Raw genomic sequence first — 23011 nt, 5'->3', positions numbered from 1 at the left:
CGATCGTTCGTTGCCAGTACCAACAAAAAACATACTTGGGGTGTTACCATAAGGTAGCATGGATGCTAGAGCGTCAACTGTCTAGCGATAGATGAAAAGACCTAGTGTTCTAACTCAAGCCCCCACTGAAATGTTTTATCTCAGTGGGGGTAGTTGACTATTTGTAATATGTGCAAAACAGAAGGATTTCATAAATTGTCATCTAGAATATATATGTAAGAAGTTTTGTATGAATAGAGACTATAAAAATGGTAGGTGATGTTTTGAAAAATCTTGTCATTGGACTCGTTGCTTTGCTATTTGTTGTAGTAGGCGGATTTTACATAAAAAAGTATCAAGAAACTACAGAGACTGTAGGTGATGTTCAGGAAGTAAAATGGGATGTGTCAAATGGAAAAGGAAATGAGAAAGCAGATATTGTGTTTCAATTATTAAATAATAAAAGTAGCGAAGTGCGTGGTGTGAATGATCAAATTCGGGCAGTTATTGTAGACGGACAATTAAAACATGTACAACAAATGAAACCTACATTCGCAGGAAATGGATCATATAAGGTATCTTCTAAAATAGCGAAAGATGAAGGATATACAATATTTTTATATGAAGACAAAAATAAGTCTGTGCAATCATTTGCGAAGAAAGATTTTGGGAAGGAAATAGAGGCGAAAAATAAGAAAAAAGTAAAATTTCCAATCGATAGTGTACTTACAAAAAAAATAGGGGAGTATGAAGTTTCTCTTTTATTCGGTGCACTGCATCCGAATGAGCCAGTGACGTTAACATTTCAATTTCAAGCGAAAAAGGGTGAAAAATTGAAATTACATTCAGAGAGAGGAGAAGTGGAGGCGCTCTATATTGTGGACGAAACGAGAGAAAATTTTTTATATGCAATCCCTGTTGATACAGATGGACAATTACAATACCGTATTACATTTCCTGCTGAAGGAACGTACAAAATATGGGGAGATTTCTATATAAATGGTAAGAAATATGAAAAAGAATTTATTGTACAAGTTCAAAAAAGAAAAAACAGCTAACTATTTAGCTGTTTTTTCTTTTTCCTATTAATTTTGTTACAGAGAGCATTGTAATTGGTAAAGAATGATTCTTTCTAAATGCTAAATATTTACCGCTCCATGCTGGTTTATATTTTTCTTTAAAATGTCGTAACCCGCTGAAACTATATGTGTAACGAACATTATTAAAGATGGCAGCAGCAACCCGTTCAGACCAGAAAGATTGTGTCGATAAACCTACATTTGAAAGTGGTGCCATACCAATATTAAAGGAGTGGTATTCATTTTCTTTTGCCCACTGGAATAGGTGGATGAAAATTGCATCCATAATGCCGCTAGGTGCATCTGGATAATAGCGCATTAAATCAACAGACAATGATCCGTCTTGATATACGGGCATAAATGTCGTGAATGCAATGATTTTTCCATCTGCATCAGATAATGTAGCGATAGGAGCACGGCTAATATATTCACGATCAAAGTATCCGAGTGAGAAACTTTTCTCTTTTTTTCCACCGAGCCACGCATCTGAAACTTTTCTTAATTCTTCAAATAGTTCATCTGAGAACGGCGGCTGGTGAATAGAGAATGTATAGCCTTCTCGTTCAAAACGGTTGAAAGTCGCTCGCATACCGGCACGTTTTTTTCCTGTTATTGTAAATGTGTTCAAATCAACGACAGCCTCTTCACCAAGCTTAAAGAAGTTGTAACCAAAATCATGATATAAACTCATCCATTTACTTTCGATTTGGTAGAATACACAAATGTATCCAAATCGGTCAGCTTCAGCTAAAAACTCTTGTAACACAGTACGGTAGGAGGAAGGATCTCCAATTGGATCACCTAGCACAACAAGACGTTTTCCAGTTATAGAGAAGAGAAGGAGCGCTTTCCCATCACTACTAAAGAAGAATTGTTTATCACCTAAAAAACCTAAATGACTAAGTACATTTCCACCATGTTCATCTAAAAAGTTTTGCAATCTTTTATCGTTAGCTGGTTGCCCGGGAAATTCATTTCGATAACGATTAGCAATGAGTGAGCCAATCAGTAAAAATGTAGGAACGAAAAAGGCAGCTGCTAATGCACTTCGTTTTACTTGCGTAATATTACGAACGACAAAATCAGGTTTAAAAGCTTCTTTTGCACCTGCAAATAAAATACCTAAGTTTTTATATAAATATAAAGTTATAAGTAAGAATATAAAAACTTTTACGATATCAGAAAGTGAGACTTCCATTTTCTCGCGTACAAATCTTTTACGAAGCATATATAATACAGCGAGTACAATTAATAAAATAAACGTTTCTTCAATATCAATCCCTTTTAGCGTATTAAAGATAGCTGCTCCGATTAAAGAAATAATCGTCATATAGTAAGAACGCTTTGTTCCATAATATATGCCTCGTGAAAGGATCAGGAGGAGAATACCGAATGTTAGTGATAAGCTAAAAGAAAATTGAATAAGATGTTTTGGAGCTAGAATATGTAAGGCGTGAGCTCTGTTTATACTTGTCGGTAGAATGGTCGATAAAATAACCATTAATCCAGCAAATACTGTTAAAGCAGCAGAGGCCCATGAACCTAGTTTTCCTAGAAAATCACGCTGCAAAGTCCATATAACACCAGTTGTTTCTAATGCAGGCGCAATAAAAGGTTTGTCTTCAAACTTTTTAATGGCCACGCCTGTCATTTCAAAAGCTGCAAAAATAAGACCGAGGCAGAATGGTAAAATGTAATAGACGAGGCGATATAATAACATAGCAGGTAGTAATACGCCTGTATCAATGCCATATTGTCCGAGCCCAGTTAAAAAGACAAGGTCAAATGAACCAAGTCCACCAGGTACAAGACTAACAACACCAGCTAAAGCAGCAATGACATACACACCTAAAAACTTTTGAAATTCGATATCAATGCCAAATAATATTAGTATGACGTACATAACAATGCCAGCAGATACCCACTCAACTAATGAAACTAATGAGTATAAAACAGTTGGATTTTTCTCTTCTTCTCGTTCATCTTGTCCTTCGGTTTGCTTTGGTTTTCTATTTTTTAGTTTAGAAAAGCCGATGTATATAGGGACGAAAAGGGCGAAGAAGATCAAAACAGGCCATAGCCACGGTTTTTCATGCAAAATAAAACTTGTGTCTAATATTCCAATAAGGCCGAGGAATGAAAGAATAGCGAGTCCGTTAATAAAAGCAGTTGTCATCCAGGCGATACTTTTAATCAGCTTGCCATTTTCTTTTATGTATGGACGATAAAGCATCGTACGTACACCCGCTCCAACGAGACCACCAAATCCAATAAATCCATTTAAGGTATTAGCAATCCATGAGATACGAAAAATCTTTTGGACAGGTATATCAGCTTTTAAATAACGAAGCATAACATAGTCGTAAAAGAACATTGTTGATACGGCAAATGCACCAAGTGTAATTGCTAAAAAGACTCCTCCGGTTGGAATGTTTTTAATTGTATTGATTGCTTCTAAAAAAGAAATGCCTGCTAATTCTTTTTTTGCTTGAAAGAATACAATGGTTAATACAACAAATGGGAAGATAATTTTCCCGATTTGTAAGAAACGTTTCCATGAAAACGACATAAATACAACTCTCCTTGTATAAGAAAACTGAGACAATAATATTATTATGACAAACTTCAAGAAAAATAAAAAGGTAAATTCCTGTATGAGGAAGCTATTTTTTTATAGGGATTATATTTAAAAGAGTATTTCGTTTGTCAGAAAATTAAGTTAAAATAAATTGAAAGAAGGAAGAGAGGGGAAGTAGATGATTATAATAGGTTATGCGGGATATGAGCTAGAGAAAGCAAAACCTAATACATCAGAAGATTTCTTTAATAGATCTGAAGTGACATATATATTAAATGATAAAGAAAGAACCTTTTCTGTTTTATATGTTCGATATTTTGAAGAAGTTTTACAAGAAATTACTCCTTTTGAAGGAAATCCGGTATGTAAAGTAGAAAATCAAGACATATATTTGCGGGATATTGTAGCGATCTGTTGTTTACTGAAAGAGAATGAGCTTCGCATGCAAAAACGTTTGTATTTAAATAATATAGAAGAATTCCAACAATATTTTGATGAGGAAATAGTCGTGAAAGTACAAGAAATATTGGCTGAATTACATAAAAATAAAAGAGTAGAAATAGCGTGAACTGGCAAAGGAGAGGGAAAAATGTCTAATCTAATGGTGGAAAATCAAACAGAACAAGTTTCTATGTTTTTAGAAGATGTTATTCATTTGATAACCAATTATGTAAATTATCATACGTTGCCTTCTTTATTAGAAGAGACACCGGCAGGAAACGAACAATATTATAAAGGGTTATTAGCGTCAATAAGACGTCTTCTCGTTTTTTGTGAAGAAGGGCATGATGCGTGTTTTGTTTTGTTAAATAGCCAGCCATTTCGAAAGACAGCAGCTGAAAAGATTTTATATAAAATTTATCATCAAGTAATTGCAGAGTTTTTTTCACCAAAGAGTGATCATTGGTATGAAAATAGTCGATCTGCTTATACAGGGAAAAACTCCATCGTTTTTCAACAAACGCCACCTGCATCTATAGAGCAAGTAATGAAGAATTTAGAAGGTAAATTTCAATTGATGCGTGAAGAACTAGAATATTATGAGACGGATTACCAAACAAAGATGTTACACAAATATTAATTGTGAAAAAGAAGCTAAGGGTACTTAGCTTCTTTTCCTTTTGCACAGTTATATAAGAGATTTCCTTTGAATATATTTAAGGGGATAGCATTAAGGAGGTGTAACATGAGTCAGCAAGGTGTATTCACAGATTACTTTCATGAAGTAGAAAGCTGGTGTGAAAGTGTTCTTCACGTATTAGATAGCCGTGCAATGGAAGTGTATGATGTCCATATGCTTGCTTATAAAATTCAAACGTTATTAGATCGTATGAAAGAGCATGAGTATGATACAGATGCAGAGTTTATGTATGAAATAAGTGATGATGTAGAACATATTCAGCATCATTTGCAGGAAGTATTCGTCCAGGGAGAAGAGGAATATGAACTATGTGAAAGAGGGGATAGTGAACGAGCTGTTCCAATTGGAGGGCATACACTCCCGCCACTACCATATCCATATAATGCGTTAGAACCGTATATTTCTAGAGAAATTATGATGTTACACCATGATAAACATCATCGTAGTTACGTGGAAGGATTAAATAAGGCAGAGAAGATGATGGAAGAAGCGAGAAAAACAAATCAATTTGATTTAATTAAGCATTGGGAAAGAGAAGCTGCTTTTCATGGATCAGGTCATTACTTGCACACAATATTTTGGAATAACATGAAAAAAGGTGGCGGCGGAAGTCCAAGAGGGGCTCTTTCACACCGGATTGAACAAGATTTTGGAAGTTTCTTGCGTTTTCAAAAACATTTTACAGAAGCAGCCTCTAAAGTGGAAGGTTCAGGATGGGCAATTCTCGTTTGGGTTCCGCGATCGGGAAGATTAGAAATTTTACAGAGTACACTTCATCAATTATTTACACAATGGGATACGATACCGCTCCTTGTACTAGACGTGTGGGAACATGCGTATTATTTACAATACCAAAATCGAAAAGATGAATATATTAAAAATTGGTGGAATGTTGTAAACTGGCCGGATGTAGAAAAAAGATTTGAAAGTGCAAAACAAATAGAATGGACACCTTATTAGACGCAGATTCTCTGCGTCTTTTTTATTGGTAGGAGAGGGAGATTTCGTTCATATTTTAAAAGGCCAAGCATACACTTGTACAAAAAGTGCCAAAAGGACGTGGGGGGAAATATGAGACGAATTTGTGTAATCATTACGCTTCTTATTATGTACGCAAGCGTTATACCAATTCCTACATATGCAAAGATGACCAGCAATGTTAGTGCTCGAAATGCTGTATTAATGGAGCAACAGTCAGGTCGCGTATTATACGGAAAAGCAGAACATGAGCCGCAAAAGATTGCTAGTATAACAAAAATTATGACTGCCTTGTTAGCTGCTGAGTCAGGAAAAATGAAAGAAATGGTCTCGGTTAGTAATGAAGCAGTGAGAGTAGAAGGCTCAGCAATTTATTTAAAGCCTGGACAGAAAGTAAAATTAGAGGATTTAGTATACGGACTCATGCTTAGATCTGGTAATGATGCAGCACAAGTAATTGCTGAAAATGTAGGAGGGAGTATAGAAGGGTTTGTATATTTAATGAATGAAAAGGCGAAACAAATTGGAATGAAAGATACTCACTTTTCAAACCCACATGGTTTGGATGGAGATGGATCCCATTATTCGTCGGCCTATGACATGGCACTTTTAACAAGGTATGCAATGGGGAACGAAACCTTTAAGAAGATTTTTGGGACAAAAACGTATAAATCAGATTCGTGGGATTATCCGTGGAAAAACAAACATAAACTTGTGACGTCTTATTATGAATTTGCAACAGGAGGAAAAACGGGTTTTACGAAGAAAGCAGGACGGACGCTTGTTACAACAGCATCAAAAGATGGACTAGATTTAATTGTCGTGACTTTGAGCGCTTCTAGCGATTGGGATGATCATATGAATTTATTTGATAAAGGTTTTGAACGTTTCAAACAAACAAACGTTGTAGGACAAGGAGCTCTTGCTGAAATAACTGAAAAGAAATATGCCAATCATGTTTATACGAAAAATAGTTTTGCGGTACCTTTAACTGAGCAGGAAAGAAAGAATGTCGTATTAAAAGTTGAACTCGATAAAAGTGCGAAACTTAAGGATGGAGTAAAGGTTGGAAAGACAGAAATTTATGTTGGCAATGAGAAAGTTGGAGAACGAAATTTATTTTATAGTAAACGAAAGTTAGTAGCTACAACGGGAGTGTATTGGAATAATGTGAAAGAAATTTTTTCTCATATGATAGGTGTTGGAAGCGATGGTTAATCTCGTATGGGTAGCGATGGCAGTCATAGGGATTGTATATGCCATGATAAATGGAACGATGGAAGCAATCAATAAAGCAGTATTTGATGGAGCAAAAGACGCAGTAACAATTTGTATAGGACTCATTAGTGTTTTAGTATTTTGGCTCGGTTTAATGAAAGTTGCAGAAGAAGCAGGATTGTTAAAAAAGTTAGTGTCACTTTTTATGCCGATAGTAAAAAGATTGTTTCCAGAAATACCAAAGGACCATCCGTCAATGGGATTTATTTTATCGAATATGATGGCTAACTTTTTTGGGTTAGGTAATGCTGCGACCCCTCTTGGTATAAAAGCGATGGAACAATTGAAAGAGTTAAATGGGGGAAAGGATTCGGCGAGCCGTTCTATGGTGACGTTTCTTGCGTTAAATACATCAGCGATTACTTTAATTCCTACTACTGTCATTTCGATTCGAATGACGTATGAATCAGCGAATCCAACTGAAATTGTTGGGGTAACATTCATTGCACAAGTACTCTCTATGATCGGAGCGATTTGGATTGATCGCTATTTTTACCGAAGAAGGAGTAGGAAGGGGCGGAAAAAATGAGTATTGTTAATACGATATCATTATGGGTAATCCCTTGTGTAATTGGTTTTATTCTTTTATATGGAACGATAAAGAAAGTGCCGACGTATGAATCGTTCGTTGAGGGGGGAAAAGAAGGAATTCAAATTGCAATCTCTATTTTACCGTTTATGGTTGGAATGCTCGTATCTATTTCTATATTTCGAGCTTCAGGTGCATTGGATGCAATGATATCAGTAATGAAGCCGATGTTAGATTTAATTCATGTCCCAGCAGAAATTGTTCCACTGGCACTTATACGCCCTATTTCGGGCTCTGCTGGCTTAAGTATTACGACCGATTTAATTGCCACATATGGGCCAGACTCGTTCATTGGGCGATTGGCTTCTACGATGCAAGGGAGTACAGATACGACTTTTTATATTTTAACAGTATACTTCGGAGCTGTTGGAATTAGAAAAATGGGAGATGCATTAAAAGTAGGACTTTTTGCTGATTTAATCGGAATTATTTGTTCGATTGTGTTTGTTTCTTTAATGTTTAAGTAATACTATTCATTTTTTATGCTATTTCGCTTATAATACGTATACGACCACTATTAAGGTGTTGCTTAATAGTGGTTTTTTTATGCGGTATTTTTGACAAAATAATGAACTTTTATTGTGAGCAATATGAAAAATATGGACAATAATAAAAGGTAAAATCATGATTTGACCTTTATATGTTTATTATCATCGCTATGTTGTTTAAGTAAGAGGAAGCGAAAAGCCGTTAAGTGTATGCGGTTGCCAAGTCTTTCTAATGTAAGGTAAGATAAATTCGAGGTGAAAAAAAGAAATGGAACGATTACAAAAAGTGATTGCGCAAGCAGGTATTGCATCGAGAAGAAAGGCTGAGGAATTAATTCAGCAAGGAAAAGTGAAAGTTAACGGAAAAATAGTGAAGGAGTTAGGAACGAAAGTAACTCCTCAAGATAAAGTAGAAGTAAATAACATTCCTCTTGAAAAAGAAGAACCTGTTTATTTTTTACTATATAAACCAACTGGCGTAATTTCAAGTGTATCAGATGATAAAGGAAGAAGTGTTGTAACAGACTTTTTCCCGGAAATTACACAACGTTTATTCCCAATTGGACGTTTAGATTATGATACGTCTGGCGTATTATTAATGACAAACGATGGGGACTTCGCAAATGTATTAATGCACCCTAGATATAAAGTTGAAAAAACATATGTTGCAAAAATAAAAGGTCCTCTAACAGGTGAGAAAATTCGCATGTTAGAACGCGGTGTTATGTTAGAAGACGGAAAAACAGCACCAGCGCGTGTGAAAATCATTTCTTGGGACAAGCGTAAAGAAATGGCGATTGTACAATTAACAATTCATGAAGGTCGTAACCGTCAAGTACGTCGTATGTTTGAAGCTTTAGACTGTAAAGTAGTGAAACTAAAGCGTGAACGCTACGCCTTTTTAGAAGTGGGTAGCTTGCGACCTGGTGATGCAAGAGAATTGACACCGCATGAGGTGAAACAATTACGTGCATTGGCTTCTACAAAGCCTCGCTAATCGATATTGTGAAACTTTCACCAGTGGAATGCTCCGCTGGTGATTTATTAAAAATACATATATTCATCACTCGTCGAAGAGAGGGGAAACAATATGAAAAAAAATCGCTTATTATTTCGCGTTATTATTCTGCTCATTTTAAGCGGTGCTGTAGGATTTACACTTTATCAAGGATATTTCTCTAAAGAAGAGAAAATGGAAATTGGAAAAGAAGCACCTAACTTTGTTGTGGCAGATTTAGAAGGAAAGAAAATTGAGCTAAAAGATTTTAAGGGAAAAGGTGTATTTTTAAACTTTTGGGGTACGTGGTGTAAACCTTGTGAGAAAGAAATGCCTTATATGAATGAACTATATCCAAAGTATAAAGAAAAAGGCGTTGAAATCATTGCGTTAGATGCAGATGAAACGGATATTGCTGTTAAGAATTTTGTGAAACAATACGATCTTAAGTTCCCCGTTGCAATCGATAAAGGTGGAGAAATTATAAAAACGTATGGAGTAATACCATTACCAACAAGCTTCTTGATTGATAAAGATGGTAAGGTGATTCAAGAGATTAAAGGTGAACAAACGAAGGAACAATTGGAGGAGTATTTAAAGAAAATCACTCCGTAATAAAGAAAACCTTTACATACAAGGCGCTTACCTATAGTGCCTTCGGTTTAAAAATTCTGAGTATTGCGGTAACTTGAGGTTAGAATATACAATAGTACATATAGATACAGGGGCGGTGAGAGTGTTGAAAGAAATTAAATGTGAATGTGGACATGTGAACCCGATAGGAACTGTTTTTTGTGAAGCTTGTGGGAAACCATTTGAAAGCAATGAAAATATAAAACTATTGGATATGCGCTATGAGGGGAGTGCTCGGAGATCTCTCACGCAAACAAAAACGATTATTGATAAAATTTGGAGCTTTTTCTCTTCTGTAAAAGTAGGTGTATGGCTCATTGTAATCACTTTAGCTGCATCGGCGATAGGGACTATTTTTCCGCAAGAAATGTACATAACTCCAGGAATTGCACCAGCTGAATATTATAAGCAAGAATACGGATTTTTAGGGCAATTATACTATCAATTAGGCTTTAATAATTTATACGGTTCATGGTGGTATATGATGTTAATTGCTTCAATTGGTATTTCTCTTGTGATATGTAGCTTAGACCGTGTCATTCCACTTTATAAAGCTTTAAAGAAGCAAGGGGTAAAAAGACACCCTAGCTTTTTAAAGAGACAAAGATTATATGGCACTGGTACACCGCAAGAGGGAGATTTTGAAAAAGTTCAAAAGAACTTAAAGAAAACGAACTATAATGTGAAAGTGGAAGACGGAAACGTTTTAGCAGAAAAGGGACGTTTCTCGCGTTGGGGTCCATATGTAAATCATATCGGTCTTATTATCTTTTTATTCGGTGCGATGCTTCGTTTTTTACCGAGTATGTATGTAGATGAAACGCTTTGGTTACGTGATGGTGAAACGAAAGAAATACCAGGGACGGATGGCCAATATTATTTAAAAAGTGAGAAGTTTATAAAGGAAGTTTATGATAAAAGTAAGGACAAGGAAGTTTTTGATGAAGCAATTGACCGTGTAGGTGATAAAATGATTGCGAAAAACTTCCAAACGAATGCCGTATTATATAAAGCGGTAGGTGAAAAGATAGCTGGACAAAAACCAAAATTGGAAAAAGTAAAAGAAGTTGAAATTCGAGTAAATGAACCGCTGAAATTTGATCAATTTGCTGTTTATCAATTGAGTTATAGAGAAAATGAATTTAAAAGTATGTCCTTCCGTTTGCAAAATAAAGAAAATAATCAAAAGTGGGGACCGATTAAAGTTGATTTAACAGACCCTGCAGAAAAATATGATTTAGGAAATGGTTATTCTTTAGAACTATTAAGCTATTTCCCTGATTTTTATTTTGATGAGAATGGAAGGCCAAATACAAAAACAAAATTACCAAACAACCCTGCATTTGTATTTAAAATGTTTACGCCTGAAACACCAGATGGTGAAGTGAGTTTTGTTGGTATTCAGCAAAATATAGAACCTGATGGGAATAACAAATATAAAATGTCGTTTGCAGGCGTGGAAATGCAAAATGCAACAGCACTTACTGTAAGGAAAGATTTAACGCTTTGGATTCTCGGTATTGGAGGATTTATATTTATGGTTGGTGTCATTCAAGGAATGTATTGGAATCATCGCCGTATTTGGATACAACGCGTTAATGATGAATGGTGGATTGCAGGACATACGAATAAAAACTGGTTCGGTTTAAAGAAAGATATTGAAAGAGTACTAGAAGGTACAGCAATTCCGCAACCAAATGATAAAGTAGTCGATAAAAAAATTAGTTAAGGTGGGGAAACGATATGGTGCAAATAAGTAGTAACTTTCTCTTTACCGCATTTATTTTATATTTAATTGCCACTCTATTTTTTGGGGGAGCAATTAAAGAAAAGGGTCATAAATGGGCAAACGTAGGAATAACGATTACAATTTTAGGGTTTATTGCACAAACAGTTTATTTTGTAACAAGGTGGATCGCATCAGGTCATGCGCCAGTTAGTAACTTTTTTGAATTTGGTACGTTTTTCGGCATGATGCTTGTCGGAGCATTTATTGTCATGTACTTTATGTACCGCGTAAGTATAATCGGACTATTTGCATTACCAGTTGCGCTTTTATTAATTGCTTATGCAAGTATGTTTCCGAGGGAAATATCACCGCTTATTCCATCTTTAAAAAGTAATTGGTTACATATTCACGTGACGACTGCGGCTGCAGGACAAGCAATTTTAGCAATTAGTTTTATTACGGGCGTTATGTATTTATTGAAAAATGTAGATCAATCAGTGAAAAGTAAACGTACATTTTGGCTAGAGACGGTAGTATTCACACTTGTTTGTACAGTTGGGTTTATTGGAGTAACAACGGTATATTCTAGTATGAAATATGAAGCGAAGTTTCAATGGATTGATAAAAATGAACAACAAGTGGAAATGAAATACAATCTTCCGGCTTTAGTGGGGCCGCATGAAGGGAAGTTACTGACAGAAAATAAATTAGAGCCGACAGTTGAAGTTCCGGCGATTGTAAATGCGAAAAAATTAAATACTGTTATTTGGTCAGTGTTAGTCGGAACGTTACTCTATATCGTATTAAGGCTAATTTTACGTAAACGAGTATCAGCGGCACTTCAGCCGTTAGTGAAAAATACGAATAGCGATTTGTTAGATGAAATAGGATATCGTTCTATTGCAATTGGATTCCCAGTTTTCACATTAGGTGCATTAATTTTCGCCATGATTTGGGCTCAAATAGCGTGGACACGTTTTTGGGGCTGGGATCCGAAAGAGGTTTGGGCACTTATAACTTGGCTCTTTTATGCGGCGGTATTACATTTACGTTTATCAAAAGGGTGGCACGGAGAGAAGTCAGCATGGTTAGCGGTAATTGGTTTTGCAATCATTATGTTTAACTTTATTGTAGTAAACTTAATTATCGCGGGTTTACATTCATACGCATAGAGAAATAAAATAGGAGAGTGTATGTCACTTTCCTATTTTATTTTTGTCAACTTTTCTTCTTTTTTGAGAAAAACATGACAAAGTAGCGGTTGATTTTGTAAAATGATGTCGAGGACATTATATACTGTTCAAAAAAAATACATAGTTTTGGAAAAAAATTGAACAAACTTTATTATTCTTGTGAAGCATAATATGGGAAGTGAAACATTTAGAAGATTGCTTAAATAAACGAGAATAGCGCAACATAATAGTATAGAAGGGTAGGTGTGAACCGTTGTGGTAAAAGTACGCAACGGGTAGAAATGGAAAATGAATCAAGAATTTTAATTGTAGACGATGAGGATCGTATTCGTCGTTTGTTGAAAATGTATTTAGAGAGAGAACAATACACAATTGAAGAAGCAGACAATGGTGATACAGCTTTAGAAATGGCGCTGCAAAATGATTATGATTTAATTTTATTAGATCTTATGATGCCGGGTAAAGATGGTATCGAAGTATGTAAAGGGGTTCGTGAGAAGAAAGCGACGCCAATTATTATGTTGACAGCAAAAGGTGAAGAAGTAAATCGAGTACAAGGGTTTGAGGTAGGAACTGATGATTATATTGTGAAACCATTTAGCCCACGTGAAGTAGTGCTTCGAGTGAAAGCGGTCTTACGCCGTTCTGTACCAACAACATTCTTTACACAAGATACAACGACAAAAGATGTTACTGTATTCCCTCATTTAACAATTGATAATGATGCACACCGTGTTACAGCAGATGGTAATGAGGTGAACTTAACACCGAAAGAATACGAATTACTATTATTCTTAGCGAAAGCGCCTGATAAAGTATTCGATCGTGAGCAATTGCTAAAAGAAGTATGGCAATATGAATTCTTCGGAGATTTACGTACAGTTGATACGCATGTAAAGCGTTTACGTGAGAAGTTAAGTAAAAAATCACCCGATGCTGCGAAGATGATTGTTACCGTTTGGGGAGTAGGTTACAAGTTTGAGGTTGTGAACGACTGATGCTTTGGAGAAGTGTAGTAGGGAAGTTATGGATGACCATATTACTTCTCGTTTCGTTCGTGCTTGGATTTGTTGCGATTTTACTTTCACAGTTTTTTAGAACATATTATGTTGATATGAGTGAAGCTAGGCTTCAAAAAGTTGCAACAAGTGTTTCAGAGTTAATTGAGGAAGGTGCCGATGTAAAAACGATTGAGAATATCGCGTACAAATTCTCTGATCCACTTTCAAGGATCATTATTGTAGAAGATGGTAAAGAAATATCTTCTTCACCGAAACAAGAAGGATTAGTCACTCTTACAATGGATGACTTAAAAGAAGATAAAGAATTAGCGGCTGTGTTTACAGACAAAAAAGAAATTAAGAATAACATTAGAAAAGCCTCTAATAGTAGAAAGAATAAAAATACTGAAAATGATATTATGATTGTCGGAAAACCAGTACAGTCAAAAAATCAAAGTGCAGTGTTTGTATACGAATCTTTACAAGTGCCGATACAAGGTATGGAAAGAACGACTGATTTTATATTCTTATCAGCAGGGATTGCGATTATATTAACAACTTTCTTTGCATTCTTCTTATCTACTCGAATTACAGCACCGCTTCGTAAAATGCGTGAGGTTGCTTTTGAGGTATCGCGTGGGAAGTTTGATGCAAAAGCTCCTATGGTATCCCAAGATGAGATTGGTGAGCTTGCAACAGCCTTAAATCAAATGGGGAAACAGTTGAAGTTTAATATGAATGCCCTGCAGCAAGAGAAAGAACAGTTAGCTAGTATTTTAAGTAGTATGGCAGATGGGGTTATTACATTAAATCAAGAGGGTGAAGTCGTTGTAATCAATCCGCCCGCTGAACATTTCTTACAAGTTTGGCAAGAAGAAAAAGAGATAGAGCTCAGTAAAAAACTACCTTCTGAACTTGTTGAACTATTCCATCTCGTTGTAGAAAGCGAACAACAACAAGTGGTTGAAATTAATTTACAAAAAGGTAACTATGTAGTTCTTATGACGCCGCTTTACAATCAAACGAAAATTCGTGGGGCTGTAGCTGTATTGCGTGATATGACGGAAGAACGCCGTCTTGAGAAAATGCGCCAAGACTTTATTGCGAACGTATCACATGAACTTCGTACACCGATGGTCATGCTCCAAGGGTATAGTGAAGCAATTTTAGATGATATTGTGCAAACAAAAGAAGAAATTAACGAGTTTGTTCAAATCATTTATGATGAATCCGTTCGTTTAGGGAAACTTGTAAATGAATTGTTAGATTTAGCGCGTATGGAAAGTGGTAATGTAGAGTTACATATAGGTGAAGTTGATATTCATCCTTTCGTTGAAAAAATAGGTCGTAAATTCCAAGGAATTGCAAAGGATAAAGAAGTCGCGTTAACGGTTGATTTCAAAAATCCAATTGAGCAATACCCGTTTGATGCAGATCGTATGGAACAAGTATTGACGAATTTAATTGATAACGCAATACGTCATACGAACGCAGGTGGACATGTAACGCTTGTAATTGATACGAAAAATAATGGTCTTATTTTTGAAGTACAAGATTCGGGCGCTGGTATTCCAGAAGAAGATATTCCATTTTTATTTGATCGTTTCTATAAAGCTGATAAAGCAAGAACACGTGGAAAAAAAGGTGGAACAGGACTCGGGCTTGCGATTGCAAAAAATATTGTGCAAGGCCATGATGGAAAAATTGCTGTTTCAAGTGTTGTTGGAGAGGGAACTACATTCTCTGTATATTTACCGAATCGTATAATTTAAATATACGTTTTAAAAGTTGATAATGAATAAAGTTCTACTGTTGTTTATTTTTTTGTAAAATCAATTAAATAAATAATAGTAGAACTTTTTTTCTAACTTAGTCGAATGAAGAATGATGAGAGGGGTGTCGTAAAGCGATGAAATTATATACAAAAACAGGAGATAAAGGGACAACAAGTGTAATAGGCGGCAGAGTGGATAAAGATAATATCCGAGTTGAAGCATATGGCACAATAGATGAGGCGAATTCTCATATTGGATATGCGATGACTAAACTACAAGGCAGGTCTTTCGGAGATATTTATAATGAACTTGAAAATATTCAACATGAACTATTTGATTGCGGGGGAGACTTGGCGATAGTAGGCGAGAAAATTCCTTATAAAGTAAAAATTGAAATGGTCGAAAACTTAGAAAGTAGGATCGATTCGTATATAGAAGAAGCACCGCCGCTAGAACGGTTTATTTTACCAGGTGGAAGCGAATCGGCAGCTGCTATTCATATTGCACGTACAGTTGTAAGGCGAGCAGAACGATGTATCGTGTCCCTGCAAAAAGAAGGAGAAATAAATGAAGTTGTTCTAAAGTATGTAAATAGATTATCTGATTATTTATTTGCAGTAGCTAGAGTAATAAACGCTCGATTACAAGTAAAAGATGTAGAGTATAATCGCAGTGCAATCGTTTTTCGTGATAAGAAAAAGAAGGAAGTGGAGTGATTCACTTTCTTTTTTTGTATAGTTTTTTCTGTAATATACCAAAATAGAGAAGGTATGGTCGTAATTAGAAAACGGAGGATGTATATGAAAGCTTTAAAATATGGCGTCATGTTATTGACAGTACTATTTTTATCTCAATTACATGTGTACGCAGAGGGAAATCAATGGGCATGGCCTGTTGAAGGACAGATAAGTGATTATTTTGGAACAAGGCACGGAAAACACTACGGTATAGATATAGCGGCACCGATCGGCGCGCCTGTGTCAGCTATTCAAGAAGGTAAGGTAACAAAGTCTTATTATTCAAGTAGTTATGGAAACGTTGTTTTTATTAAACATGGAGAATATGAGGCTGTGTATGCACATTTAAATAAGAGATATGTAGTTCAAGGGGATTATATTTCAAAAGGAGAAATAATTGGAGAAGTAGGAAATACAGGAGAATCCCGAGGTGCACACTTACATTTAGAAGTTCATCAAGGAAGATGGACGATGGCAAAAAAGAATGCGATGAATCCATTGCTTGTTTTACATGAACAAAGAAATGAAGCAGTTTCTTCATCGTTATACGTCGTCCAAAAAGGCGACACTCTAGTTAGCATTGCGCGGAAATTTAGAATGTCAGTTAAGGAAATTCAAGAAAAAAATGGGTTGCAACAAGAGCTGATTTATCCAAATCAACAATTATATGTAAAGTAAAAAAAGAGCTAGTTAAAGCTAGCTCTTTTTTACCAAAAAATAAAGACACATATAAATCCAGAAATAGCTAAGTAGCTATATAAGTAAAATACTTTCGCTCTTGTTTTTTCGTTTGTTCGAAATAGTACAATAGTCGGTTCAATTAAACCAATTGTCAAACAAAGTAAACCAAGAAGCATACAACCGATTGAAATAGAGTACAGGGCGATTTGTGGTCCTTGAAATGGAATCATCCATTTTAATAAAAATGCAATGAGTGCAGTATAGCAAATGCTGCCGATGTATTTATTCAACGGTGCATTAGAACGGAAACCAGGAAGCTTTTTTAAGAAAGAGCGGGAAACAACTTCAATTTGTAAAGGTGTATGCTCTTCTATTATTTTTTGAGCTTCTTTTCCTTTTTGGAAAAGGGATAATATCCAGTTTCGCTCACCTTGAAAAATAAATTGTGAAGTTGTCAAATAATGATCAACCTTTACTTTATTCCAACTCTTCCATGGATGACGCTCACATAATTTTAATTTACTTTCTGAATTTTTATCATACTGATAAATACTGATGCCATCTTCATCGAAAGCAGCATAGTATGTCTCGCTTGAGAATGTGCCTAAATCAATTGGACAGTAGAAAAGTAATTCTTTTTTTAAGTAAAAGTATTCTTTCCTTAAGTTTTTTTTCATTGTTTCTCGAATAGAGTGTCTCTTTTCTTTCTTCATGACATTTCCTCCATAATCCAGAAAATGTTCTTATCTTAACAATTCAACATCTTATCACTTTTAATTATATATGACTAGGGGATTCATAGGAGAAATGCCGAATACTAAAAAATATGGAGTGTATTGTAAAATATAATGAATGATTTTGATTATGTAAAATCAATAACTTATTTTTAATAAGTTACGATTTTTTTGTTCACAATACGATCATGTTGTTGTATAATGAAGTAGAAAATAGAATATCGGTCTATCTTCGGGGCAGGGTGAAAATCCCGACCGGCGGTGATGAACTATATGTGATTTTGTTCTAAGCCCGCGAGCCGTTAAGGCAGGATTTGGTGTGATTCCAAAGCCGACAGTACAGTCTGGATGGGAGAAGATGGAGGTTCAAGCGTTCAAAAAAGATAGGTATTTGAACGTCTGTTTGATGTGCCTTAAATTCTCCCTTTGTGTAAAACACAAAGGGTTTTTTCGTTCTATGAAAAAGTAGGCATAGCAGAACCTTTCCACTTTCCATGAGATGATCGATGGAAAAGGAGAGAGAAAGATGAAACAAAAAAACAGTGTAGTGCAGATGGTGAGTGTAGCAATGCTAAGTAGTATTGCATATTTACTGATGATGTTGGATTTCCCATTCCCAGGGCTTCCGCCATTTTTAAAAATTGATTTTAGTGATGTGCCAGCTCTAATCGCTGCGATTATTTTTGGGCCAGTTGCAGGGGTAATTGTAGAAGCGATAAAGAATATTTTACATTACGGGATTCAAGGGAGTTTAACGGGAGTACCAGTTGGAGAAATTGCTAACTTTATTGCAGGATGTTTATTTATTGGACCAGCAACTTTCTTATTTAGGAAGTATCGTACTGTTAAGAGTTTAACGACAGGATTAATGCTAGGGACAATTACAATGGCGCTCATTATGAGTGTATTAAATTACATCATCATATTCCCAGCTTACACTTGGTTTTTAAATTCACCAGCTATGTCTAGCGAAGCGATAAAAACAACGGTTGTAACGGCAATCTTACCATTTAATTTGATTAAAGGAATTGTTGTAACAATTGTATTTGTAGCGTTATTCTCACGCCTGAAAGTATGGGTATTTGCAAAAATGAAAAATGCATAAATATAAAATAAAACCATTAGTAGTATACAACTACTAATGGTTTTTTATTAAGGAGACTGAAAATAGAAAACAAAAAATACCCCTCAAATGAATGAGGGGTATTTTTTGAAGTTAATAAAAGACTATTCGAATTTTAAAGCATCGCCGTCGAATGATTCGTCAGCAACTTTAATTGAGTCAGTTGGACAACCTTCGAATGCATCCATCATATCTTCAAGTAATACATCTGGAATTTCAACGATACCTTGGTTATCGTCTAATGTTACGAATGCAATACCTTCATCATCATAGTCATAAATGTCTGGTGCAGCAGCGCCACAAGCACCACATGCAATACAAGTATCTTTATCAACGATTGTATATTTTGCCATCTTTTTTCCCTCCTGATAATATGTATGTGAAAAGCTCGCCATAAAAATTATAACCTTATTGTAAAACGGTTTTTAAAACTTTTCAACATAAAATTATAATGATAATCCTTATCAATTAGAGTGTCAACTAATTTTTGCATTATGTCATAAGATTTTCAAAATACGTAAATGTTATTTCGTTTGGTACAATATAATATATACAAGTATATATTGCCCATATGATAAGTTTAATGAGTAACGGTAGATGGCGCAATCATATCAAAAGTAATTAAGTTAGATTGAAAGGTGGAAGCGGTAATGCAACTACAATATACTGTATTGTATTGTTTAAAACAATTGAATGGTGAAAGAACCGTTTCTTCTATTTATTATTTATTAAAGGGAAAACGTTCTTCGCAAACGTTACAAGATGGAAATATGTTCCGAATTTCTTTTTTGTTTGGAATATATAAATCGTTAAATAGAAATGAATATGATCGTGAAGTTGCAAAGTTGTTGCAAGCAGATTTGATTCAAGAAATACATGAAAATACATATTTGTTAACACCTAAAGGTAAAATGCAGTTACATACATGGGAGGAAGGGTATGCTTTTCCAGCCCATTTGCATGGTTTGCACTATGGTGAATTAGGTGAAACGTTTTGGAAAAGATTATCTTTAATTATTCAAACTGTATCTAATTTACAACAGAATAATACGAAGTTTATTCCTATTCAACAAGATACAGAAATAATGGTGTGGGTGAAGCGATTTTTAACAGGTATGCCGTATAGGCGAAGTGAATTGGCGAAAAGATTATGGAAAGAAATACATAATCTTTTAGGGAAATGTGATGTGATAGAAGCGACGATTGTAACATATAGATTAACAGGATATGAACGTATCGGTTGTACATTGCAGCAGTTAGCGGAAATTACGAAACGAGATATTTTTAGGGTATATTTCTTATTTTGGGGTACAATTCATTTCCTTATACAAGAAGTTCGCGATAAAGAAAATGAATTTCCGTTATTAGCTGAGATTATCTCTTATCCAAATGAGAGAGCTGAATTATTTAGTTTATCAACGAAAAAAACATATAATTTTTGGAGACAAGGGCGCTCATTAGAAGAAATAGCGACAATTAGAAATCTAAAGGTTGCAACGATAGAAGATCATTTTGTTGAAATTGCTTTGCGTGAAAGAGATTTTTCTATCGAGATGTTTATGGAAAAAGACAAAATAGATAAAGTAACAGAAGTAATTGATGCATTACAAACACGTAAGTTGCGTGAGTTGAAACAAGCTGTTGGAGAGGGTATCTCTTATTTTGAAGTTCGTCTTGTATTGGCGCGGATGGAGGGTATAAATGAAACTTGAGGAATATTTATATAGGTGGTTTGGATATTCTGAATTTCGTCCAGGTCAAAAAGGGGTAATTACAGATTTATTGGAAGGAAAAGATGTTATAGCGATGCTTCCGACCGGAAGAGGGAAGTCTATGTGCTATCAACTTCCAGGGCTCATGCAAGAAGGGACAGTACTTGTTGTATCACCATTATTATCTTTGATGGAAGATCAGGTTACACAATTAAAATATGTTGTGAAAAACCGAGTGATAGCATTTAATAGTTTTCGGACATTACATGAAAAAAGAGAAGCAATGAAAAGGTTAGCTTCCTATAAATTTATTTTTGTTTCACCTGAGATGTTGCAGTCGGAATTGTTAATAAGAGAATTGAAGAAAGTTCATATTTCATTATTTGTTGTGGATGAAGCTCATTGTATTTCGCAATGGGGTTATGATTTTAGACCAGATTATAAAAAACTAAATGTAGTTATTGAAAATATCGGGTCTCCTACGGTGCTAGCATTAACTGCAACAGCGACGAAAGATGTACTCCGAGATATAGCAGAGAGTTTGAATTTGGAGAATGTGACGCAGCATGTGTATTCTATTGATCGTCCAAATATAGCAATGGAAGTACAATTTGTGGAGACGATAGAAGAGAAGAAAGAGGCGCTTTTGGAACAGGTGATGTATTTACAAGGGCCGGGGATTGTATATTGTTCAAGCAGAGCATGGACAGAACGTTTAACGGAATATTTAAGAGGAAAAGGCGTTACTGGTGTCGCTTTCTATCATGGTGGTATGGAACATGAAGAGCGCATGTTAATTCAACAGCAGTTTATGAATGACCAGTTGCAGCTTGTAATATGTACAAGTGCTTTTGGTATGGGAGTAAATAAATCAAATACGAGATATATTATTCATTTCCACTATCCGACTAATATAGCTTCTTATTTACAAGAAATCGGAAGAGCTGGAAGAGATGGTGAACCTAGTATAGCTATTTTACTATGCAGTCCGTTAGATCACGATTTACCAATTTCAATCATTGAAGATGAATTGCCAAGCCAGTCACAAATACAATTTTTATTTTCTTTACTGCAGGAAAGAATGTTTCAAACGAAAGAATTACCAATAGAAGAGGTAGAAGAAATTTGTTATAATGCAGCAAGATTTAATGAACAATATTGGCGTTTCATCCGCTATCATCTTGAAAAGCTTGGAATCATACAACAGAGAAAATTAATATTAGAGAGCTTGTCAGATGAAATTATGACAAGATTAATAGCTGAAGTAGAAATCAGGCTACGTAATAAATATAGTGAGCTAGAAAACATGAAATCATGGATACAAGTGAAAGAATGTAGACGTGAATATTTGCTGCGACAGTTCGGTTACAGAAAAGAGGGCGAGTTAAAGAATTGCTGCGACTATTGTCATATTACAAAAACAGATTATAAAAAAAGACAAGCGCAACAATCGGATTTCGACTATAATTGGGAAACAGAGTTACAAAAGCTTTTCGGTCTAGAAAAGATGGGGGAATGATGAACATTCAAAGGCATAATATTGAAGATATGAGTCCGAAAGAAATAAGGTTGAATCTGTATATCACACAGTTCATTATTATCGGTATCGGTTGTTTACTAGCATATATACTATTCCGAGATATAAAGTCGGTGTATAGTCTGTGGAAATGGGAACCGGTGTCTATACTTATAATAGGTGGCTTGTTAGCGATTGGTATTGTGTTATTAGATTATGTTGCAATGCGAGTATTTCCAGAGTCTTGGTTTGATGATGGTGGTATTAATGATAGGATGTTTCAAGGGATGTCAGTTATGCATCTACTTGTTATTACATTCATTATCGGCTTTGCAGAAGAATTTTTATTTAGAGGTGTAGTGCAGACGCACTTTGGAATTGTAATAGCGAGTTTCGTATTTGCAGTATTACATATTCGGTATATAAAAAAGCCATTTTTGTTTTGTTTCGTCTGTTTCATTAGTTTTGTTTTTGGCTATGTATTTGAATGGACAGGAAATTTGTTTATAACAATCTTTGCACACTTTCTTGTTGATTTTATAATGGGGCTCCAATTAAGAAAATAAATGGAAGGTGGTGGTGAACAACATGAGAAGACGAATTCCTGATTTTGAAGAGGAATTAGAAGTTGAGCGAGTGGAAGAAAAAGAAGGTTTACCGCCGCGTAGTGAAATTCATAGAAATAAAGAGAAAAAACAAAAGTTTAAAATGAATCATATTTTCGTCCGAGTTTTAACATTTCTATTCATATTACTACCAATTAGTATTTTATGGTATACGGATAAATATATTCAGGTGAAAAGTGATGGTAATAACGCTGGAAAAAGTGCATTTGAGGTCATTTTCTTTGATTCAGCTAAATCTCAGTCCGAGGCATCATCTGAGAAAGTTGTCACACATACGGTGAAAGAGGGAGAAACCTTAGAAAGTATAGCGAAGCAATATTTTTCAGATGAAACTGGGATCGAAGTGATTAAAAAGTATAATGATTTACAAAAAGATGAAGTGAATGTAGGTCAAGAATTAAAAATTCCGATAAAAGATAAGTCCACGAAGCGAGAGAGTTAGTA

23 protein-coding genes and 1 riboswitch are annotated in these 23011 nt (G+C 35.2%); of the genes, 20 read left to right on the top strand and 3 right to left on the bottom strand.

Going from position 1 to position 23011, the window contains the following annotated elements; genetic code table 11:
- The first annotated feature begins 248 nt into the window (after positions 1 to 248).
- Positions 249 to 1037 (top strand): hypothetical protein, encoded by a 789-nt coding sequence (locus LMD38_RS19030; RefSeq protein WP_074614873.1) that lies wholly within the window; start codon positions 249 to 251, stop codon positions 1035 to 1037.
- Between the two features lie 4 nt (positions 1038 to 1041).
- Here LMD38_RS19030 and mprF read toward each other — a convergent pair whose 3' ends face one another.
- Positions 1042 to 3627, bottom strand: coding sequence for a bifunctional lysylphosphatidylglycerol flippase/synthetase MprF (gene mprF, locus LMD38_RS19025; RefSeq protein WP_228919923.1), 2586 nt, complete (start codon positions 3625 to 3627; stop codon positions 1042 to 1044).
- Positions 3628 to 3814: 187 nt separating this feature from the next.
- Between mprF and LMD38_RS19020 the strand changes: the two genes are divergently transcribed.
- From LMD38_RS19020 to LMD38_RS18955, 14 genes are all read left to right on the top strand, one after another.
- A complete protein-coding gene (locus LMD38_RS19020; protein WP_000583785.1) occupies positions 3815 to 4204 on the top strand; it encodes a hypothetical protein in 390 nt (129 codons plus the stop codon).
- A gap of 21 nt (positions 4205 to 4225) precedes the next feature.
- Positions 4226 to 4717, top strand: coding sequence for a YpuI family protein (locus tag LMD38_RS19015; RefSeq protein WP_000067566.1), 492 nt, complete (start codon positions 4226 to 4228; stop codon positions 4715 to 4717).
- Positions 4718 to 4822: 105 nt separating this feature from the next.
- Positions 4823 to 5737 (top strand): superoxide dismutase, encoded by a 915-nt coding sequence (locus LMD38_RS19010; protein WP_000082669.1) that lies wholly within the window; start codon positions 4823 to 4825, stop codon positions 5735 to 5737.
- A gap of 111 nt (positions 5738 to 5848) precedes the next feature.
- Positions 5849 to 6973 carry a D-alanyl-D-alanine carboxypeptidase DacB gene (gene dacB, locus LMD38_RS19005; RefSeq protein WP_001252623.1) on the top strand — a complete coding sequence of 375 codons (1125 nt, stop codon included), beginning with the start codon at positions 5849 to 5851 and terminating at the stop codon, positions 6971 to 6973.
- Positions 6966 to 7562, top strand: coding sequence for a spore maturation protein SpmA (gene spmA / locus LMD38_RS19000; protein WP_000247807.1), 597 nt, complete (start codon positions 6966 to 6968; stop codon positions 7560 to 7562). Before dacB ends, spmA begins: the two co-directional genes overlap by 8 nt.
- On the top strand, positions 7559 to 8089 hold the full coding sequence (gene spmB / locus LMD38_RS18995) for a spore maturation protein SpmB (protein WP_000029511.1): 531 nt from the start codon (positions 7559 to 7561) through the stop codon (positions 8087 to 8089). The genes spmA and spmB overlap by 4 nt, the downstream gene beginning before the upstream one ends.
- 289 nt (positions 8090 to 8378) lie before the next feature.
- A complete protein-coding gene (gene rluB / locus LMD38_RS18990; RefSeq protein WP_000440555.1) occupies positions 8379 to 9107 on the top strand; it encodes a 23S rRNA pseudouridine(2605) synthase RluB in 729 nt (242 codons plus the stop codon).
- A 93-nt stretch (positions 9108 to 9200) separates the two neighbouring features.
- Positions 9201 to 9722 carry a thiol-disulfide oxidoreductase ResA gene (gene resA, locus LMD38_RS18985; protein WP_061184004.1) on the top strand — a complete coding sequence of 174 codons (522 nt, stop codon included), beginning with the start codon at positions 9201 to 9203 and terminating at the stop codon, positions 9720 to 9722.
- Between the two features lie 121 nt (positions 9723 to 9843).
- Entirely contained in the window at positions 9844 to 11469 is a 1626-nt protein-coding gene (resB, locus tag LMD38_RS18980; RefSeq protein WP_061184005.1) for a cytochrome c biogenesis protein ResB, read from the top strand.
- A gap of 14 nt (positions 11470 to 11483) precedes the next feature.
- The gene (gene resC / locus LMD38_RS18975; protein WP_000250096.1) at positions 11484 to 12641 is read left to right on the top strand and encodes a cytochrome c biogenesis protein ResC; all 1158 of its coding nucleotides are present in this window, start codon (positions 11484 to 11486) and stop codon (positions 12639 to 12641) included.
- Positions 12642 to 12943: 302 nt separating this feature from the next.
- Positions 12944 to 13660 (top strand): DNA-binding response regulator ResD, encoded by a 717-nt coding sequence (gene resD, locus LMD38_RS18970; protein ID WP_000426862.1) that lies wholly within the window; start codon positions 12944 to 12946, stop codon positions 13658 to 13660.
- Positions 13660 to 15435: a sensor histidine kinase ResE gene (gene resE / locus LMD38_RS18965; RefSeq protein ID WP_000964682.1), complete on the top strand. Its 1776-nt coding sequence runs from the start codon at positions 13660 to 13662 to the stop codon at positions 15433 to 15435. The genes resD and resE overlap by 1 nt, the downstream gene beginning before the upstream one ends.
- Positions 15436 to 15572: 137 nt before the next feature.
- On the top strand, positions 15573 to 16154 hold the full coding sequence (locus tag LMD38_RS18960; protein WP_228919920.1) for a cob(I)yrinic acid a,c-diamide adenosyltransferase: 582 nt from the start codon (positions 15573 to 15575) through the stop codon (positions 16152 to 16154).
- 84 nt (positions 16155 to 16238) lie between these two features.
- The gene (locus tag LMD38_RS18955; protein ID WP_000645699.1) at positions 16239 to 16853 is read left to right on the top strand and encodes a peptidoglycan DD-metalloendopeptidase family protein; all 615 of its coding nucleotides are present in this window, start codon (positions 16239 to 16241) and stop codon (positions 16851 to 16853) included.
- A 29-nt stretch (positions 16854 to 16882) separates the two neighbouring features.
- Here the strand turns inward: LMD38_RS18955 and LMD38_RS18950 are convergent, their stop codons facing one another.
- Positions 16883 to 17569, bottom strand: coding sequence for a hypothetical protein (locus tag LMD38_RS18950; RefSeq protein ID WP_016717006.1), 687 nt, complete (start codon positions 17567 to 17569; stop codon positions 16883 to 16885).
- Between the two features lie 245 nt (positions 17570 to 17814).
- A riboswitch (FMN riboswitch) is annotated at positions 17815 to 17954 on the top strand.
- 162 nt (positions 17955 to 18116) lie between these two features.
- Here LMD38_RS18950 and LMD38_RS18945 point away from each other — a divergent pair.
- Positions 18117 to 18695, top strand: coding sequence for an ECF transporter S component (locus tag LMD38_RS18945; protein ID WP_000810858.1), 579 nt, complete (start codon positions 18117 to 18119; stop codon positions 18693 to 18695).
- 122 nt (positions 18696 to 18817) lie between these two features.
- On the opposite strand, the gene LMD38_RS18940 is transcribed toward LMD38_RS18945, so the two are convergent.
- A complete protein-coding gene (locus tag LMD38_RS18940; RefSeq protein ID WP_001151996.1) occupies positions 18818 to 19066 on the bottom strand; it encodes a ferredoxin in 249 nt (82 codons plus the stop codon).
- Between the two features lie 297 nt (positions 19067 to 19363).
- Between LMD38_RS18940 and LMD38_RS18935 the strand changes: the two genes are divergently transcribed.
- Genes LMD38_RS18935 through LMD38_RS18920 form a run of 4 tightly spaced genes read left to right on the top strand, consistent with a single transcriptional unit; the run spans position 19364 to position 23009 of the window.
- Positions 19364 to 20425: a YpbB family protein gene (locus LMD38_RS18935; RefSeq protein WP_014893181.1), complete on the top strand. Its 1062-nt coding sequence runs from the start codon at positions 19364 to 19366 to the stop codon at positions 20423 to 20425.
- Positions 20415 to 21944: a RecQ family ATP-dependent DNA helicase gene (locus LMD38_RS18930; protein WP_016717008.1), complete on the top strand. Its 1530-nt coding sequence runs from the start codon at positions 20415 to 20417 to the stop codon at positions 21942 to 21944. The genes LMD38_RS18935 and LMD38_RS18930 overlap by 11 nt, the downstream gene beginning before the upstream one ends.
- On the top strand, positions 21944 to 22507 hold the full coding sequence (locus LMD38_RS18925) for a CPBP family intramembrane glutamic endopeptidase (protein ID WP_001025765.1): 564 nt from the start codon (positions 21944 to 21946) through the stop codon (positions 22505 to 22507). The genes LMD38_RS18930 and LMD38_RS18925 overlap by 1 nt, the downstream gene beginning before the upstream one ends.
- Positions 22508 to 22529: 22 nt before the next feature.
- On the top strand, positions 22530 to 23009 hold the full coding sequence (locus tag LMD38_RS18920) for a LysM peptidoglycan-binding domain-containing protein (RefSeq protein ID WP_001254344.1): 480 nt from the start codon (positions 22530 to 22532) through the stop codon (positions 23007 to 23009).
- Positions 23010 to 23011 lie beyond the last annotated feature (2 nt).

The organism is Bacillus pacificus, assembly GCF_020861345.1.
Taxonomy (GTDB): Bacteria; Bacillota; Bacilli; order Bacillales; family Bacillaceae_G; genus Bacillus_A; species Bacillus_A pacificus.
Note: the sequence above shows the minus strand (reverse complement) of the source record. Positions and strands in the feature narration are given on the sequence as shown.